The organism is Acidicapsa dinghuensis, from assembly GCF_025685685.1.
GTDB lineage: Bacteria > Acidobacteriota > Terriglobia > Terriglobales > Acidobacteriaceae > Acidicapsa > Acidicapsa dinghuensis.
In genome coordinates this window covers 776898-794294 of the sequence record NZ_JAGSYH010000004.1, presented here as the reverse complement: position 1 = coordinate 794294, position 17397 = coordinate 776898, and the positions used below count along the sequence as shown (strand labels likewise).

The window sequence follows — 17397 nt, the reverse complement described above, 5'->3', positions numbered from 1 at the left end:
TGGGGGGCCGCAGCAAACGTCCATGTGCGTGATCCGCAACAGCACGCGGAGAGAGGTACGCCGGGAAGCATGCGGGACTGTCATATCGGCAGAGAGTAGCACAAAAAAGCATCGGCTGCCATGGGAAATATGGCATCGAATTGTAACGGCAATCGCTCAGGACGACACCTCCTCGTCGGACTCCTCTACTTATCGATCGTGAAGACCATTACGTGAGCCGACGAAGCAGTACTCGGCGAAGGCACCGCAACCACAAATCTTCGTTCAGAGCTGATTAGCATACCCGTTCTTGCCCCTGGGCCGGTCTTGACCTGTTGCAGAAGCCGGAGCCCTTCCGAACCGCTGGCATCGAAAACTGCGAGAGCGCCGTCTCCGGGAACGTATATCTGTTCCGTCGCGTCGTCGAAGCCGATGTCATCGGGAATTCCCGGCGTTGCTATGGAAGACTCCAGGGCTCCAGTTTCAGAGTTGAGTTCCATCAGAATCCCGGGGTCTGTAGCGACTACGAACAGACGATGGCGCCGAAGATCAAGCGCGATCGGGGAGTTCCTGTGCCCGACTGGCAGCTTCCAAGTCTCTAGCGCCCGCAAAGTGTTTCTGTCGTAGATCGCAATCGCATCCTGATCCGCCAAGTTTACGAACAGTCGATCTGTTGAGGGGTCGAGCGCCATGGGCTGAAGGTGAAGCGCTGCGACGTGAGTAGACACGAGGACGCGCCCCGTATCCGAGTTAATCAATTGGAGCCTCGAATCGGCCTGATGAACTCGATCCCCGCCAGCCGTGACATATGCTCGGTGTTTTGCGGATCATCGAGAATGCAATTCGCTCCGAGAGCAAGCGGAAGCTTCCGTATTACGCCTAGTTTCTTGCTGTCAACGAAAGCAGATGCGCCAGGTCCGCTGTCTGTGACGAGTATCCGCGAGTAGTCTGGTAAGACAAGAATGCTGTGCGGATTGGTGAAGCCACCGATGCGGCGGACTTGGTTGCCTCTAAGGTCGATCGCCGCTACTACGCCTTGGTCAGACGCTGCGAGAAACAACTCGCCAGTCGAGCTATCGAAAGCAAAATGATCGAAGTCACCCTGAATTCCTGGAAGCTCGATTACGCGATCGAGTTTCATTGGAGATCCTGAGTTCTGCCCAAATGACATGAAGCAAGACAGGAATAGAGATGCCCAAGAAGTAAATCGGACCAGACGCTTCATCACTTCAGAGCCCTCTCTTTCGCAGTGAGTAGAAAAGAGCTGGCGTCACTACAAGCGAAAGGATCATGGAGATCGTTACGCCTCCGATCACCGCAATCGCCAAAGGCTGAAGCATCTGCGCTCCGGATCCGATCCCGAAAGCGAGAGGAAGCATACCGCAAATGGTTGCGAGCGCAGTCATCAGAATGGGCCTGAGTCGGCGGCGGCCCGCTTGAAACACTGCGTCTGTCAGCTCACAGCCTTTTGCAGTGAAGTGGCCTTCGGCATCGAGCATAAGAATGCCGTTCTTGTGAACGATGCCAATCACCATGATGATGCCCATGAAGGACGAGATGTTGAGCGTGGTTCGAGTGATGAACAAAGCCAATAGGCTGCCGGAAGTGCACAGGACCGTGGCGATGAGGATCGCGATTGGATGCGAGAAAGAACGGAATTCGAAAACCAGAATGATGAAGATCAGCAGCATCGATGCCAGCAGGACGTGGAGAAGTCCAGCGAATGACTCCTGCTGGATCTGATAGAGTCCTCCGAATTCGACGTCGGTGCCGGGTGGAAGCTGAACCTCTTTGAAGAGCCGCCGTTGAATTTCGTTCATTGCTGATCCGAGGTCGCGGCCTTCGAGCTGAGCGGTCACCGCATCGAGGTTGCGGAGATTTTCCCGGCGAATCTCCGTCTGATCGGGCGCTACCTCCTCATGGGCTATCGTGGAGAGCTCTACCGTTTGGCCAGTCGGGGACGTTACAAGTTGATTTTCTAAGTCCGCGAAGGTGCTTACTGCATCTCTCGGATACTGAACGCGAAGGCCAATCAGGCGGTCGCCCTGAATGATGTTCGACGCGGGCTGCCCTTCCAACATGGCAGCCTGGATATTGGCGACATCTCGTGTGGAGAAGCCGGCCATCTCCGCCCGTGCGGGATCAATCCTCATGTTCATGCTTGGGCCAATGGTGACGACCTGATCTTCGACGTCAACTACGCCCTTTACTCTTGGAAGCCACGACTCGATCGCCTTTGCTGCTGCTTTATAGCTCGCTTCATCGTGGTTGGACACTTTGATCTCAATCGGTTCGGGAGACCAGGCGAGGTCACCGACCAGATCCTCGAGAATATGTGGAAACTCCACCTGAATTGCAGGCTCAGTGTGATTAATCTTCTCCCGCAACTGAGAGGTCACTTCTTCGAGAGACCGCGAGCGCTTTGCGCGCAGCTTGATCAGAAAGTCGCCTGTGTTGGGCTCAGCAATAGCCAGCGCCAGGCGGGCTCCGGTTCGCCGCGAGTAGCTTTCCACTTCAGGCGTTTCTCTCAGGAATTGCTCAATGTGTTTCAAGATGCGGTTCGATTCGGCGAGGGAGGTGCCGGGAGGCGTTCGATAGTCGAGAACGAAAGCGCCTTCATCCATATCCGGAAGGAAGCCGCTCCCAAGTGAGATAAACAAGAGCACACTCACGGCGAGCACCCCGCTGGCTAGCCAACCGACCTTAGTGGCATGTCCGAGAGCCCAATGCAAGATCCGCTCGTATTCAACAGACAGTCGACGCATTATCGGGCCCTCTTCAGACCGCTCGGCCTCTTCGAGAGTAAGGTTCTTCTCGATCTTTCTGGGACGAAGTAATGCTCCCGCGAGAACCGGAGTAAAGAAGATGGCTAAGACGAGAGAGGCTCCAAGAGCCGTAACCAGGGTCATAGCCAAGGCCCGAAAGAAGACGGCGGTGATTCCACCCAGAAAGACAAGTGGGACGAAAACCACCATCGGCGTTAGGGTCGAACCGATCAGGGCGGGGGTGAGCTCCTGGATTGCGATCGACGAGGCTTCCCACGGGGACTTGTTCATCGACAGGTGCAAGGAGATGTTCTCGACGATGACGATGGCATCATCAATGACGACACCGATGCACGCTGCAAGGCCTCCCAGCGTCATCAGGTTGAAGCTCATATGGAACAGTTTGAGAAATACGACCGCAATTAGTGCGGCAATTGGAATCACAACCGCCGCAACGAGCGTCGTACGCCAATTCTTCAGGAACAACGCGAGGACTCCAACCGAGAGCAGCAAGCCGATGACAATGCTCTCAGTCACGCCAGATATCGCATCACGGACAAGCAAGGACTGGTCGTAGTACTTGGTAAGATGAACATCGGGCGGAAGTGTCTTTCTCACCTGATCCAACTCCGCGTTCACCGCATCGGCAATCTGAACCGCATTTCCATCTGGCTGTTGAAGAACATTGACCAGAACTGCTGGCTTACCGTCCGCCGTGACTATGTTGTAGACGGGCTCTTCTCCCGGGATAACGGTTGCGATGTCCTTGATGGTGACAGGAGTTCCTTTCACGACATCAACCACGACACCTTCGATATCCGCCTCGCTCCGAAGCAACCCAGTAACTGTTGTCAGGTAGAGATGGTAGTTTTCCTGCATCATCCCGGAGGGCTCAATGATGTTGCTGTTCCGAACCGCTTCGACAACTTTGGTTAGCGGCAGCCCCAGACTATTCAGCTTTTGAGGATCGACGACAATATGGAATTCCGGCTTGCGGCCACCGACGATTCGCGCCTCGGCGACTCCGGGCAAACGATAGAGCCGCGGGGCGAGATCGTAATAGGCCAGGCTCCAGAGATCGGAGAGGCTTCGACTGTCCGATGTGATGCTGAAGCCGATGATCGGAAAGACAGAAAACGTCAGCCGATTAATGTAAAAATGCGTACCTGCCGGTAGCGTAGTGGAAATCTGACCGATGCGGCCCTGGACCAGGTGAAGCGCATTCAGGATATCCACGTCCCATCGAAAGAAGATATTGATCTCGGTCGACCCGCGCCCAGTGACTGACCTGACGGTCGTGATCCCTGGAACCTGGCGAACTGCTTCCTCAAGCGGACGGGTCACCGTCAGCATCTGGAGATCTATTGGCGTGATGCCGTTGTCGACAAGAATCACAACGCGTGGAAAATTGGTTTCCGGAAAGATAGAAACCGGAATAGACGGAATCATGAAGGCGCCGGCAAGCGCGAAGCTCAGGACAATCAGAACTAAGCCACGGCCTTGCGCATGAACGAAGCCTGCTAGGCGACCGGTCACTGTCGCACCTCGTCGAAACTCACCTTCGTCTCGTCCGGCAGGCCGTACTCCCCTTGCACGATCACGATGTCCCCCGGCTTTAGCCCGGAGAGTACACGGACGCGGTCATCATCGACATGCACAGCTACCACCTCTAAGAGATGGGCCACACGTTGAGCATCAACGGTATAGATTTTTCCTCTGTCGGTCCCCTCGTCGAACTCAATCGCCGATGAGGGAACAACGATCGCCCCGTGTGCCTGACCGACAATGACTTTCACGGAACCGAAGACGCCGGTCTTGAGCTCATGGTCGTTGTTTGGAAGCTCACACCAAACTTCTACCGCATATCGCGCAGGATCGACGGCCTGATTGACGACTGTGACTTTGCCAAAATGCGGCGGCTGAGGCGAGTTCTCGTTGCGCCTTTGCTCAAATTCACAGGCCTGTCCTTTAGAGACCGGAGCGGCCTGATCGGCGTTCACCTGCGCTCGCGCGACCGCTGACGAAAGATCCGCGACGGTGAATGCAGGCACGTCTGGTTTCGCCATATCGCCCGCGTAGATGGTCTGATCGGTAACGAAACCATCGGTAGGGCTTCGCAATTCCGAGAAGTTCAGGTCAGCCGTTGCAAGGTCGTGCTTTGCCTTGGCTTGGGCCAACGTGCTCTGCGCTATTTTCAGATCGGCTCCGCTTATTTGCCGCTCTAGGAGTTCCAGCCGCGTCTTGGCAGCATCAAAGTCAGCTTGAGCCTGGATCTCCGACATGTTGCTGACGTCGAGATCCCTCCCGGAAATCGCTCCCTCCGCAAACAGACGCTGCCGACGTTCGTGGACTTTCTTGGCGAGATCCAGGGCGGCAGACTTCGCGGTAAGATCGGCATGGGCTTGACTGAGTTGATCGGGAATGTGACCTGCCTGCGCTTGTTCTAATGCCGCCTCTGCGAGCGCCACCCCAGAGGTGGCGTTCGCTTGCTCCGCCTCAAGGTCACTCCTGTCGAGCACAGCCAGAAGTTGTCCCTTCTTGACCGCGTCGCCCTTATGAACCAAAACTTGGCGCACCGAGGCCGTGATCCGGGGCGCAATATGGGCTTCAGATCGGCCAAAGAGCGAGGCAGGCGCGCTGACCTCGAGCGGCACATCTTCGACCGCAACACGCTGTACGGTCACCGCAACGACGGGTTTCTCTTCGCCCTTGTCACCCGAGCGGCAGCCGGGCATCAGGATCAACAGTAGGAAAAGGGAGAAATACTTCATTGTCCGCTCGCTACTTTCAGCGCGGATTGCGCATTGAGATAGTTTGCTCGAGAGCTGTAAAAATCGATCTCGGCTTGGACCAGGAAGTTTTGCGACGTCACCACATCGAGCGCGGAGCCTTCACCGTTCTGAAATCGAAGCTGGCTCAGACGCAAGTTGTCCTTGGCCAGCGTCACTTCGCGCTCTGTCGTTTGAGTCTGCTGGTAGGTTGCTGTCACGCTCGAGAGGGCATCCTGGTACTCCTTCGAAAAAAGACGCGTCGCAATGGCTCGGTCCGTATCGACTGCCCGGGCCTGGAATTGGAACTGCCTCTGCTCTTTCTTCGCACTGAACCAATCCGAGACGGGAATTTCCAAATGCGCGAAGCCGGCATAGCCGCGGTTTCTGCTTGTCCATTGCGAGGCATCCAGCCCATAGTGGAAGGCCAAGTTGATCTGCGGCAGCATTCGAGCTCGAGCCTGCCGTGAATCCGCAAGGTATCCTGCCTTCTGCGCATCGAGAAGTCGGAACTCGGGACGCTTGAGGTAGGGTGCGTCAAGAGCTGCGATCTGCTGCGGCACTGGTTCGTGGTCAAGGTCATCCGCCAGAACCAGAGGCTGATCTACGTCCGTAGTCCAAAACGACGCCAGGTCATGGTTTGCATTCTGAGCTTCGAGGTCCGATGCTTGCGCGGTATTCTCGAGCACCACCACCTCAAGTGATGCTTTATCCTCATCGGCCCGCGATGCTTCCTCGCCGGCGACGAGTTTTCTGACTCTTTGTTCGAAATCCTGAGCCGCATTGAGATTTTCATGAGCTGAGGCCGCGAGACGTCGTGCGAGGAGGAGATGGTAGTAGGCAACCGCTATCGCGCGCGTGAGGTCTCGATCGGAAAGAGCCACGTCGGTTGCAGCAATCTGCTCATTTGCCCGGGCGCGATCCAAAAGCGCGCGGAGTCTGCCTGCCGAATCAACCTCAAGAGAGGAGGTCCCCAGAGTCGAATATTCATGAACTGCGTTTAGAGCGATGAAGCTGAATCGGTTTCTGTCGTAAAGAAGCGGGCTGTTGTATGTGAACGTATTCGAAATCGAAACCTTTGGCAGGAAGTTCGATTCCGCGGCAAAGACCTCTTCCCGGGCGGCGGCGAGTTGCTGTCTTGAATGCTGCACCGTCGACGGAGCGCTTTTTGCGAGGGAGATGCATTGATCAAGGGTGAGTGCTGCTGGCGCCTGAGATCTTGCCGCCACGGAAAGAAGACACGCCGCTAGTGATACGATTTTGGCTGCGCGAATCGCACTAGTGGATCTCGGGGCATGGCGGTGCACGGTCGGGAGAAGGGTTGCGGGATCGGCCAATCTACGCTGCATGAGGGCTCACCGTCAGCATCGTAGGAGCCATCAGCCAGCGCGCCGGCGGTTCCGGTGAGCCCCATCACCATGGATTGTTGACACTTTGAGTCTGAAGAGACCGAAAGAAGTAGACTTGAAGATCGAGAGGCGGTTAGAGGATTAGTGGGTTGCGTTTCATCCGTTCAGCAGCAAGGCTGGCACTCCTGGACAGTATGATCGTCTGAAGGAAGTTTCTAACGCCGCCTCACACAGTGTCTTCCTGTTCCAGCGTCTCTGCGCTGCTTTCTTGTCCGTTAGCCTGGACAAGTCTTCTTTTTCTATCGCGTCGATCCCATTATATCTCGACTTGTCACATGAGAAATTGAGCTCTGACGAGCCGTACGCGGAACATCAGGCGCTGGAGTCTCAACCGGTATGTCGTCGGCGACGAAAGACCGTACGCGGTGCGCGACGCAGTATTCTCGCCGCTGGGCCAAGGAACCGACGAGTGGGGGCTAACTTTTCAATGAGCGCATCGAGTATGAATTCCTCGACTGAGATACCTTCGATCGCAGTAATCTCAATGAGTCGAGTTTCGAGCGAACGCGGCAGCTCGAGATATAGCATCTCATCGTTTGTTCCGTTCTCCATGTTTTACCCCCTGCTCGTACCGTTGACCGCAAACCTATTCATCCGTAACACAGCCTAGGCTGGCATTCCTGACAGTGCGAATGTATCTTCCGAGTGTTCCCCGTTCGGCCTTATAGGGCGGCATCTTCCAATTCTTCCGTCTCTCGGCGAGTTCCTCTTCAGAAGCGCGTACTGATATTTCATTCGTGGTCGCATCGATGCTGACTATGTCGCCGGTGTTCAAGAGGGCAATTGGGCCGCCCTCCTGGGCTTCCGGTGTGACGTGACATACGATAAAACCGTGCGACCCTCCGGAGAAGCGTCCATCAGTGATCAAGGCTACATCTTTTCCGAGCCCAGCTCCCACGATAGCCGATGTGGGCGTTAGCATCTCTGGCATCCCAGGCCCTCCTTTCGGGCCCTCATATCGGATCACGATTACTTCACCCTTGCTGATCTTTCCAGTTTCAAGAGCTTCGAGCATCTGTTCTTCTGAGTCGAAAACGTTGGCGGGACCGGAGAAACTGAGTCCTTCCTTTCCGGTAATCTTCGCCACTGCTCCATCCGGGGCGAGGTTTCCTTTCAGAATCTGCAAGTGGCTGGTTGGCTTAATCGGGTCCGAAAGTGGGTGCACTATTTTCTGACCTCGCGGCAACTGAGAGGCATCCTGCACATTCTCCCTCAAGGTCTTTCCAGTCACGGTGATGCAGTCGCCGTGCATCAGGCCCGCATCGATCAGGATGCGGATGACAGCAGGAAGACCTCCGATTTCGTGGAGATCTTCCATTACATAGGGGCCGCTCGGCTTAAAATCCGCGAGCAGAGGAGTCTTGTTGCTGATTTGCTGGAAGTCGTCTATGCCCAAGGGCAAGTTCACTGATCTGGCCATCGCAATCAGGTGGAGAACGGCATTTGTCGATCCGCCCATTGCACACACGACCGTGATTGCATTCTCGAAGGCCTCCCGGGTCATGATGTCGCGTGGCTTCAGATCAAGCTCAAGGAGATTTTTGATAGCCTCCCCGGCACGAAAGCATTCATCATGTTTCTTGGAGTCCTCTGCCGGCGTAGATGCGCTATACGGCAAGGACATTCCGAGAGCCTCGATTGCGGACGCCATCGTATTGGCGGTGTACATTCCACCGCACGCACCGGCGCCCGGACAAGCGTGTCGTACGATTGCCTGGCGCTGCTCTTCATCGATCGAGTGCGCGATAAATTGGCCGTAACTTTGGAATGCTGATACAACATCCAACTTCTGATGATCGTGCATCCCGGCGCGGATCGTTCCACCGTAGATCATCAAACTCGGCCGGTTCAACCGGCCCATGGCCATGACGCAGCCTGGCATGTTCTTATCGCATCCAGGAATGGATATGTTCGCGTCATACCACTGAGCGCGCATCACGGTTTCGATGGAGTCTGCAATCAGATCACGGGATTGCAGTGAGAAACTCATGCCCTCTGTGCCCATCGAGATTCCATCGCTGACGCCGATCGTGTTGAACCGGAGGCCGACAAGTCCGGCTGCGGCTACTCCCTCCTTCACTCGCTCCGAGAGTTGAAGGAGATGCATGTTGCATGGATTTCCTTCGAACCACATGCTGGCGATCCCAACCTGAGCTTTCGCCATGTCCTTTTCGCGCAACCCAGTTGCATAAAGCATTGCCTGGGAAGCTCCCTGCGATTTTGGCTGAGTGATCGTCGCGCTGTATTTGTTTGTCGATTCTGTCATGGTCGAATGATGGTGCCACCTCTCCTAGGATTCGGTATTGAACGACGAAGTCCAACGTGCGGTGCTACCCCGCACTGATCTTCTCGATCGTGCAGTCCTGCGCTCCTTGCCAGAGCGCCAAGCGGTGAAGCTCGAGGAGCGCATTTCCTCCCTCCACGATTGTTGCAAAGTGGTTTCCACTCAGAACTCCGAATCTGCTGTTGAAGAGACACTGTCCGCAAGGAATGAGGAGTTCGGGTTCACTTGGATCTCCGGGGTAGAGCAGTAACTGTCCGGGCTTAGGATGACTCGTCTCCTGCTCTTTGGGCCAATGCGCGTCCCATTTCTCCAGGGGGACCCACACTCCCTCGCCGCTCCAAGAACAATGGATGATCTTCGCCCGCAAGGGAAGGAGCCCGCGGAAGAGATCGCAGGTTCTCGGGGCTCCTACAGTCTCCCACTGTGCAAAGAAATCCAAATGGCCGACGTGAATCCAGAGTCTACCCGCCGCGGCCGCAGCAGCCAGAATCTCGTCTTGTTTTCTGATTTCAGGCGCGCGCGACATTTTGTTCTCATTTCTATCGTTAAGGATCGCCAATCGGAAGGTGCTGGTTAGAATCGCGAAGCTATCGATAAAACAGGGCCACGCCGAGTATCAGCACAAGAAGCATGCCGATGAGGGCATTGTAGAAATTCAAATACCCGGATTGGAGGATGCTGACTTTGTCCGCCATTTTTCGCACCAGCCGCACGAGGGGCGCAAAGAGGTAAGGGCCGAAGATGGGAGCGACCTCTTGGTTGAAAATCAAGCGCTTCACAAAGTACGGGCCGTGATCATACTCTCTTTCGAGGTTGTGGGTTGGGCCGTAGATGAAGCCATAAAATGTTCGCAGCGCGTTGGAGAAGGCCAGAGGGGTTGTCGCAATGCGTCTCGCATCTTCGCGGCGACCGCCGGACCATACCGGCACACGGCGGAGATGAAACCTACGCCGGCTGATCAAGTAAAAGCCAATCGGAATCAGCGCCAGTAATGGACCGGCAATGACCAGTTTGGTCGGAGAGATAAACGCAAAGTGCCCGCTCAAAGGAACGAGCAGCCAGTCGTCCTTCATTGCACTCGGTGCATTGACTCCGAAAAGCGACTGACTCGCGGGTCCAAGGCTCTGCACCCACCACGGCATGCCTACCGCAAGCCCCAACACGCACAGTCCGAGTATGAAAACTGCACCGCATCTCAATCCGGACAGGTGCGTCGGCACCGAATGCCCGTCGCCGAGCAGGCCAACGCCAAAGAGTTTCGCAAAAGTTGCCAATGCAACAGCAACGACCAGGGCGAGTCCCGCTGCGGCGAGCGCAAGGGTCAGCCTTGCCGCGATCGTGTCCGACTGCATTCCATGAAAGAGACTCTGGAAGACATACCACTCACTCACAAAGCCAGATTGCGGAGGCAGCGCGGCCAAACTCATTGCGGCGAACAGTGCGCCAATACCGAAAAAGGCCGAAGTGTTTCGTAGCAGCCCCGTTTGGCGGATAAAGTAACTGCGGTTGACAGTAAAGACGCCGTCGGCGGTAAGGAACAACGTACCTTTGGCGAGACTGTGGCCCGCAAGGTGGATGAGGCAGACGATCCAGGCTAGCGCTGCAGGTCCAGGTGAACCGATGACAGCGAACAGCAGGGACGCGCCCAATACACCGACAGCGACGCCTGCATTTTCGGCCGAAGACAGGCTTAGGAGACGCCTCCAATCCTCTTCTTGAAAGGCCATGAAGATGGTGAGAATCGCACTGATGACGCCCACCGCGATCATGATGATCGCAACACTCATCGCCCATTCGCCGTGATGCGGCAACCACTGGAGCACGCCGCGCGACAGAGCAAAGAATGCGGCATTCAGAACGATTCCTGAGAAGATGACGCCGGTCGCCCCACTTCCCGAACCGTACGCAGCAGGAAACCATTCGTAGAAAGGAAGCATGCCGAGCTTCGCTCCGAATCCGAACAGAAGGAGCAGGCCGACGATAAGGGTTCCGACCGTTGAGTCTTGTTGCGTCGGTGCAAGGCCGACGAACGTCCACGATCCAGTCCGGTTCCCAAGCAGGAGCAAAGCAAAGAGTACCCCGACGGCCCCCACTTCAAGCAATGCGAGCATAAAAAGCGTGGGGCCGCCCCTGTTTTCAGCGACCCGTTCTCCCAGGATCATGACGGCCCCGCCTAGACTCATCACTTCCCAGGCGATGAGGAAGGACATTGAATCCTGCAGGCCGAAGACGCCGAAGGCGCCCAGCAAGGTCATGGAAAGACCGGCGAGCCAGCACCTCGAGCACGATCGTGACGATGCAGTTGTACCAAGGCCCGCCGCAAAAAATGCCGGCAAGAGACCGAACAGCAAGAGCCAACGGGCTCCATTATCGAGTTGAAATTGCACCGGAGTATCGCTGACACGGAATCCAAGCGAGACCGACGGTACTGTTCCGGGCAGGAGCATCAGGATTGATGCGACGCCGCAGGCACACCCAAGGGCAATCCCAACACGTGACGGCGTTGCGGTGGGCAGAAACAGGGCGGCGAGGAAGGACAATGCCCACAAAATGATCATCGCGATGAGCAAATCACTTGGCATAGTGCCCTCCCTGGACGTGCTGAGCGGCTCGGTTAAGGAGGACAAGCAGTGCGTGGATCATCGCTGCGGGATTCGGCGGGCAGCCGGGGACATAGATATCGACTGGCAGGACACCCTCGAGACCATGTGCGCAGCTATAGCCTCCTGCTGTTGCGCCCCCCGAGATTGCGCAGGTCCCCATCGCCATCACCCAGCGAGGTTCAGGCATCCCGTTGTACGTTTCGAGCAATGGCTCGCGCATCGCATAAGTGACCGACCCCGTAACCAGCAGGAGGTCGGCAAATCTGGGGGAGGGCGTAAAGAAGATTCCGAGTCTGTGAAGGTTGTAGTACGGATTATTCAGAGCCTGCAGTTCCGATTCACATCCGTTGCAGGAGCCGGCATCGACGTGGCGGATATGCAGACTTCGTCCGAAGCACTTCTGAATCTTCGAGGTCAGTTCCTGGGCCGGCTGGGAGGCTAGTGCTTCGGCCCAGACCAAGTCCTCGCGTTTGCGGACACCGAATGCCCAGTCACTGGATTTGTTGAGCGCATCGGTGGGACAGACCTCAGTGCAAAGTTGGCATGCGATGCATTTCCCGTAGTCAAGGGTCAGGCGTTCACCTGAGGAATCAGACTCAACCCCGATCGCCCCCGGCAGGCACGAATCCGCGCAGGCTCGGCAATTCTCCTGGCAGTGATCAGGGAGGAATTTTGGCATGCCCAGAAGTCCACTCTGGAGGTCCGGATCTTCTTTGCCAGGCCACGCACTCGTTGCGACTCCGCGTTTTACCCCGAACAGAGTCCAGATCGGCATATCGGTTCCTCTAGCGATCGCAGCCGGCCATTGTCAGGCCGAAGCTGGCTTCATTGATCGCATAATCCATCATGTTGGTGTCGTGCACCGTAAACGGAAATACACGCCAATTCGAAAACGAAGGCGACTTGACCTTCACACGCGCCAGCGCACCGTTGGCGCCAAAATGAACGCAATAATACATCGATCCCCGTGTTCCTTCGCACCAGCCGAGACCCTCAGCTCCTGCTGGCGCGCTTAGCTTTGTCTCCACCGGCCCCTCCGGCATGTTGTCGATCGCCTGCAGCAGGAGAGAAAGGCTGTTATTGATTTCCGCCATGCGAACTTGGGCACGAGCGTGTGCGTCTCCATCGGTTCGCACCGGTATGTCCATCGCCAAGCGGTCATAAGCGGCGTATGGATGATCACAGCGCAGATCCCGGTCGATTCCCGAGGCCCGTTTGATCGGACCGGTGGCGCCTTGGTCGAATGCGAGTTGACGGGGTAAATGGCCGGTCGTGATCAGTCGGTCGAGATGACTGTTGGTCACCTCAAGCTCCTGCATGTAGGTTGTAATTTCGGGTTCCAACATGCGGAGACGGTGGGGGAGGGCCTCTAAATCGATGTCGCGCCGCAAGCCGCCGGGCTTGATCAGACCGCGAAGAAAGCGACTGCCGGTGAAGATAGCATTCAGCTGCTTACACTGCTCCGCGAGAAGCTTTCCTTGTGCTTCGCCTACTTTGAGCGTCGTGGTGTGACAAAGGTGTCCAAGGTAGTGCAGGTGGTTGTAGAGACGTTCCAACTCCGCAAGGACGACGCGAAGATATCTGGCTCTCTCCGGAATTTCACACTCGCAAGCTGTTTCGACGGCCTGGCAAAAGGCGAGCGAATGAGCTACGCTGTCAACTCCCGATATGCGTTCAGCCAATAGTGTGGCCAGAAGTGGCTGAAGCCCTTCAAACCGCTTCTCCATCCCTCGATGCTTGAAGAAGAGCCGCGGGTGGCAGTGAAGGATCGCTTCGCCGATGTAGTAGAACACGATCTGGGCCGATTCGAGCACATCGCCGCGCACTGGGCCGAAGGGCAACACCTGAACATCGCTGCCTTCAACGGACGGCAACTCCCAGGGCTCTGAAGAGTAGGCAATCATCGATTCCTTGGGATAGCGAGGGTCGAGCGGTGGAATCGAGGGATGCGCGCCCTCGTGGAGCACAAGCGGATGAGGCTCAGGATGTCCCTGAAACGATATTCCGCAAAGGTCGGTAATCTCACGCTCATACCAACCGAGCAGTGGGATCTCAGGCGCCAGAGAAGCAAGTTGCTCTCCGGCAGCGCTCAACCGGCAACGCAGCAGTGGAAATGGCTCATGCGGTTTCCTATCAGCGAGGTAAAGCACCTCGGGCGGTTCACCGGGCTCGGGAAACCAAGCGTAGGCCATCTGCAGACGGGCGCCCTCCTCAGAAAGTTGCTGGCAGGCTCGCGGCACCGCACTCGGCGAAAGAGTTCTCTCGTCTGTACCGTTCACTGGGCGCCTCCCATCAGGTCGTGGCAAATCCTGGCGAACACATCCCATAGGCTGTGCGGCCACCAGAGTCCAAGCACCAGCAGCGGTATGAATGCCAGCCACATCGGAAGCGTTCTCCAAACGGTGCCCGAGAGTCGCGGAACCTCTTGTTCCGTGGCCTCGTCGAAGTACATTGCGCGAAAGTGCGAAAGGAAGCCAATGAAGACGACGATCAAGAAGATGACGAAGACGATCACCGCCCATCGATAACGGCTGCCAATACCTGCCCTCAGGATCGTGAACTCGCTAAGGAAGAGTGCGAAAGGCGGCGCTCCCGCGATCCCCACCGCACCTAGCAGCCAAAGCGTGCCACTCACTGGAAAGACACTCAGCACGCGGCGAATACCGGGAATGTCTTTGGTTCCATAAGCCCGCATCGCATTGCCGGCACCGAAGAACATGAGAGATTTGTTCAAAGAGTGATTGAGCATGTGATAGAGAGCCCCGGCAACCCCGAAGACACCACCGAAGCCAAGGCCCAGGGCCTGTACGCCAATGTGCTCAACGCTCGAATACGCCATCAGCCTCTTTATGCCGGTTTGCCGGACAATGAAAAGCGATGCGATGACAAACGAAAAGATCCCGAAGCCGACCACTGCAGAATGCGCAAAACCGTCGATGGACGCGCCTCGCACTACTCCCAAGAACCGCGCGATCCCGAGCATTGAGGCATTCAGCAGAGCGCCGGACAACATGGCAGAGACTGGTGCCGGAGACTCGCTATGCGCGTCGGGAAGCCATGTGTGCATGGGAGCCAAGCCGGCCTTGGTGCCATAGCCGACCAGCACCAGCAAGAAGGAAACCAATAGCAGGGGCGGATATACCTCCGGAGCAGCCTTGTGGAGGGCCGCCCACGTCATCGCGTAGCTTGGCCCCAGCACAAAGGAACCGCCCCAATAAAACAGCACCGTGCCAAGAAGCGCGAGGCTGATACCGCCAGAGACCACAACAATATACTTCCATGCGGCTTCCGTACTTTCCGCTTCTCGCTCAAAGCCCACAAGGAAGGTACTAATCAAGGTCGTGAGTTCGATTGCGATCCAGAAGACACCGACGTTGTTCATGATGCAGGCTGCAAGCATCGTAAAGGCGAAGCCCGAGAACAGCCCGTAAAAGAGAGGAAGTCTTTCGTCCTCGTTCAGCAGGCGCATGTAGCCGATCGCATAAATTGATGCGAGCGTGTAGACGATCGAGATGCACACGATCACCCATGCGCCAAGCGGATCAACCTGTATGTAGTTGTGGGCAAGTGTGATGGGCCCACCTAGGGCACTGATAAGCAGAGGAATGCTGATGACAAAATCGGTAATGGCCGCCAAAACCGTCACATACTCCGAAAGCCGCGACGAACGCACCGCAAAGGACAGCACAACGGCTGCCAAGGGGGCGGCGAACAGAATAAGGAGCAGATATTCAGCCATTGGGGCCTTCAGCCTACGAGCCGATTGAGTTGCCGGCTGCTTGTTGTGCCTGCATGAACTACCAAGAATCGAACGAGCATGCCGAAGCATGCGACGACTATCAACAGATCGAAAAGAATCACGATCTCAATCAGAAGTGGCATCCCGGGAACCAGAATCTGCGATCCGAGAAAGATTCCGTTCTCGAGAACCAGCAGGCCGAGTATTTGGCTGACAGCCTCGTCGCGAACGGCCAGCATTAGGAAACCGAGGAATTTCATCGACAGCATGATGGTGAGCGCCATCACCACGACGTGAGCAGCGAGAAACGATTGCCGGTTCATGTGATTGGCGATCACAAAGGCGAACATTACTAGCAGAGCCCCGAGAACCAAGCTGGAACTCGGTTGGAGCACCGCGTGCAGCTCGCGCTTCGCGTTGAGTCGCCCAATGATCCGCATGAGCAGATAGGGCAGAACCAGACCCCGGAACAACGCAGTGAGGACCGCGATGACGTAGAGCTCGGGATAGCCGGCGAAGTAACCCACCGACGCTGAGAGTGCTGCAATCAGCCAGGATTGCACTGCGAAGGCATAGACGTAGTTCTGCAGCCAGTGCGAACCCAGCATCACGAAGGTGAGAAGCAGGCTGACAACGGCAAGCGAACTGAAAATCGACGCCTGCAACGGGTTGACATGTTCGAGAAACACGCGCGTCACCTCACATGAGCTGGCTCGAAACAATCGCCAAGACGGCGAAGAGAAAGCCCGCGGCCAGAGGTTCCTGGTAACGGTAAAAACGCAGACGAGACTGGACAGTCTCGACAACGATCACGACCAAGGCTACGAGAAGGAACTTCACTAGCAGGGCGACAACAGAGCCGAATTCACCGAACGGTGTTCCAACCTGCGACATGCCCCATGGCAGCAGGAAGACGTTACAGAAGATCGTGTAGAGGATGAACTGCTTCATCATCGACGCCCACTTGAGCAATGCCAATAACGGGCCCGAGTATTCGAGAATCCGGGCCTCGTCGATCATGTAGATTTCGAGATGAGTTGGCGAGTGGATCGGTAGACGGTCCGTTTCAACCAGAAGAAGCACCAAGAACGCCAGGATCAAGAACAGGTGGGCGGGGCTCCAGTAGGTGGAAACGCTGCCAAGCAGGAGATGATTCACAACAAAGGGCAGCATCGCTTTGGCGAGCAAGCTGATTCCGACAAGAACCAAAATCAAAGTCGGCTCGGCCAGAATCGCCAGCATCACTGCCCGGCTCGAGCCAATTCCTCCGTAGACATTTCCAGAATCGAGCCCCGCGAGAAGGATGGCAAACGATCCGAGGGTCAAGATCATGCCTCCGCCGAGCATGTCTCCCATATCGGATTGAGGCAAAGGACGGTCCGTCAGGACAGGAATGAGGATCGGAACGATCAACATTGCCGTGAAGGCGACAAGCGGAGCGATCATGTAGATCCAGGAGGCCGACTCCGGCACAACTGTCTGTTTATGAAAGAGTTTCCAGAGATCCCGATAGGGTTGGAGTATGTTTGGCCCACGGCTACGCTGAATCCGCTCTTCGGCCTTCAGAATGAATCCCTGAAGAAGAGGCGCGAGCAGGAGAACGCATAGAACCTGGCAGATCTGAAGGACAACGTTGGGCAGGATCACGGCATTCTCCTGCCGTGAGATGGGCTCAATGTTGAATGGCCGGGAAGGACACAGTATGCTTCGGCGGGTGGTTCCAGGCTTTTGATCTTCACAAGACTCCTCCAGTGGTAGGAGTCATCAGCCTGGAAGGCGGTTAAGGTGGACCTCATCACCCACGCGAATTGTGTGACTTAGAATCTTGATTCAAAAGACCATGGCTTGTC

The 17397-nt window shown here is 56.2% G+C and carries 13 protein-coding genes and 2 riboswitches; all 13 genes read right to left on the bottom strand.

Annotated features, from left to right (window positions below; genetic code table 11):
* Positions 1–185: 185 nt before the first annotated feature.
* The 13 genes from OHL22_RS14225 to OHL22_RS14170 all read right to left on the bottom strand — a co-directional run bounded on the left by OHL22_RS14225 (position 186) and on the right by OHL22_RS14170 (position 17194).
* Positions 186–737 (bottom strand): YncE family protein, encoded by a 552-nt coding sequence (locus OHL22_RS14225; protein WP_263338557.1) that lies wholly within the window; start codon positions 735–737, stop codon positions 186–188.
* Positions 734–1120, bottom strand: a complete 387-nt coding sequence (locus OHL22_RS14220; protein ID WP_263338554.1) for a YncE family protein — start codon at positions 1118–1120, stop codon at positions 734–736. Before OHL22_RS14220 ends, OHL22_RS14225 begins: the two co-directional genes overlap by 4 nt.
* Positions 1121–1208: 88 nt before the next feature.
* Entirely contained in the window at positions 1209–4280 is a 3072-nt protein-coding gene (locus OHL22_RS14215) for an efflux RND transporter permease subunit (RefSeq protein ID WP_263338551.1), read from the bottom strand.
* On the bottom strand, positions 4277–5515 hold the full coding sequence (locus tag OHL22_RS14210) for an efflux RND transporter periplasmic adaptor subunit (protein ID WP_263338548.1): 1239 nt from the start codon (positions 5513–5515) through the stop codon (positions 4277–4279). Before OHL22_RS14210 ends, OHL22_RS14215 begins: the two co-directional genes overlap by 4 nt.
* Entirely contained in the window at positions 5512–6741 is a 1230-nt protein-coding gene (locus OHL22_RS14205; RefSeq protein WP_263338545.1) for a TolC family protein, read from the bottom strand. Before OHL22_RS14205 ends, OHL22_RS14210 begins: the two co-directional genes overlap by 4 nt.
* A gap of 134 nt (positions 6742–6875) precedes the next feature.
* Positions 6876–6939, bottom strand: a riboswitch (Fluoride riboswitch).
* A gap of 568 nt (positions 6940–7507) precedes the next feature.
* On the bottom strand, positions 7508–9187 hold the full coding sequence (gene ilvD, locus OHL22_RS14200) for a dihydroxy-acid dehydratase (RefSeq protein ID WP_263338542.1): 1680 nt from the start codon (positions 9185–9187) through the stop codon (positions 7508–7510).
* A 64-nt stretch (positions 9188–9251) separates the two neighbouring features.
* Positions 9252–9731: a DUF3830 family protein gene (locus tag OHL22_RS25090; protein WP_377819302.1), complete on the bottom strand. Its 480-nt coding sequence runs from the start codon at positions 9729–9731 to the stop codon at positions 9252–9254.
* 61 nt (positions 9732–9792) lie between these two features.
* Positions 9793–11787: a proton-conducting transporter transmembrane domain-containing protein gene (locus tag OHL22_RS14195; RefSeq protein WP_263338540.1), complete on the bottom strand. Its 1995-nt coding sequence runs from the start codon at positions 11785–11787 to the stop codon at positions 9793–9795.
* On the bottom strand, positions 11777–12583 hold the full coding sequence (gene nuoB / locus OHL22_RS14190) for an NADH-quinone oxidoreductase subunit NuoB (protein WP_263338537.1): 807 nt from the start codon (positions 12581–12583) through the stop codon (positions 11777–11779). Before nuoB ends, OHL22_RS14195 begins: the two co-directional genes overlap by 11 nt.
* A gap of 10 nt (positions 12584–12593) precedes the next feature.
* A complete protein-coding gene (locus OHL22_RS14185; RefSeq protein WP_263338534.1) occupies positions 12594–14087 on the bottom strand; it encodes a hydrogenase large subunit in 1494 nt (497 codons plus the stop codon).
* Positions 14084–15547: a proton-conducting transporter transmembrane domain-containing protein gene (locus OHL22_RS14180; RefSeq protein ID WP_263338531.1), complete on the bottom strand. Its 1464-nt coding sequence runs from the start codon at positions 15545–15547 to the stop codon at positions 14084–14086. Before OHL22_RS14180 ends, OHL22_RS14185 begins: the two co-directional genes overlap by 4 nt.
* An 8-nt stretch (positions 15548–15555) precedes the next feature.
* Positions 15556–16236: a hypothetical protein gene (locus OHL22_RS14175; protein ID WP_263338529.1), complete on the bottom strand. Its 681-nt coding sequence runs from the start codon at positions 16234–16236 to the stop codon at positions 15556–15558.
* A 10-nt stretch (positions 16237–16246) separates the two neighbouring features.
* Positions 16247–17194, bottom strand: a complete 948-nt coding sequence (locus OHL22_RS14170; RefSeq protein ID WP_263338527.1) for a respiratory chain complex I subunit 1 family protein — start codon at positions 17192–17194, stop codon at positions 16247–16249.
* Between the two features lie 101 nt (positions 17195–17295).
* Positions 17296–17356, bottom strand: a riboswitch (Fluoride riboswitch).
* Positions 17357–17397 lie beyond the last annotated feature (41 nt).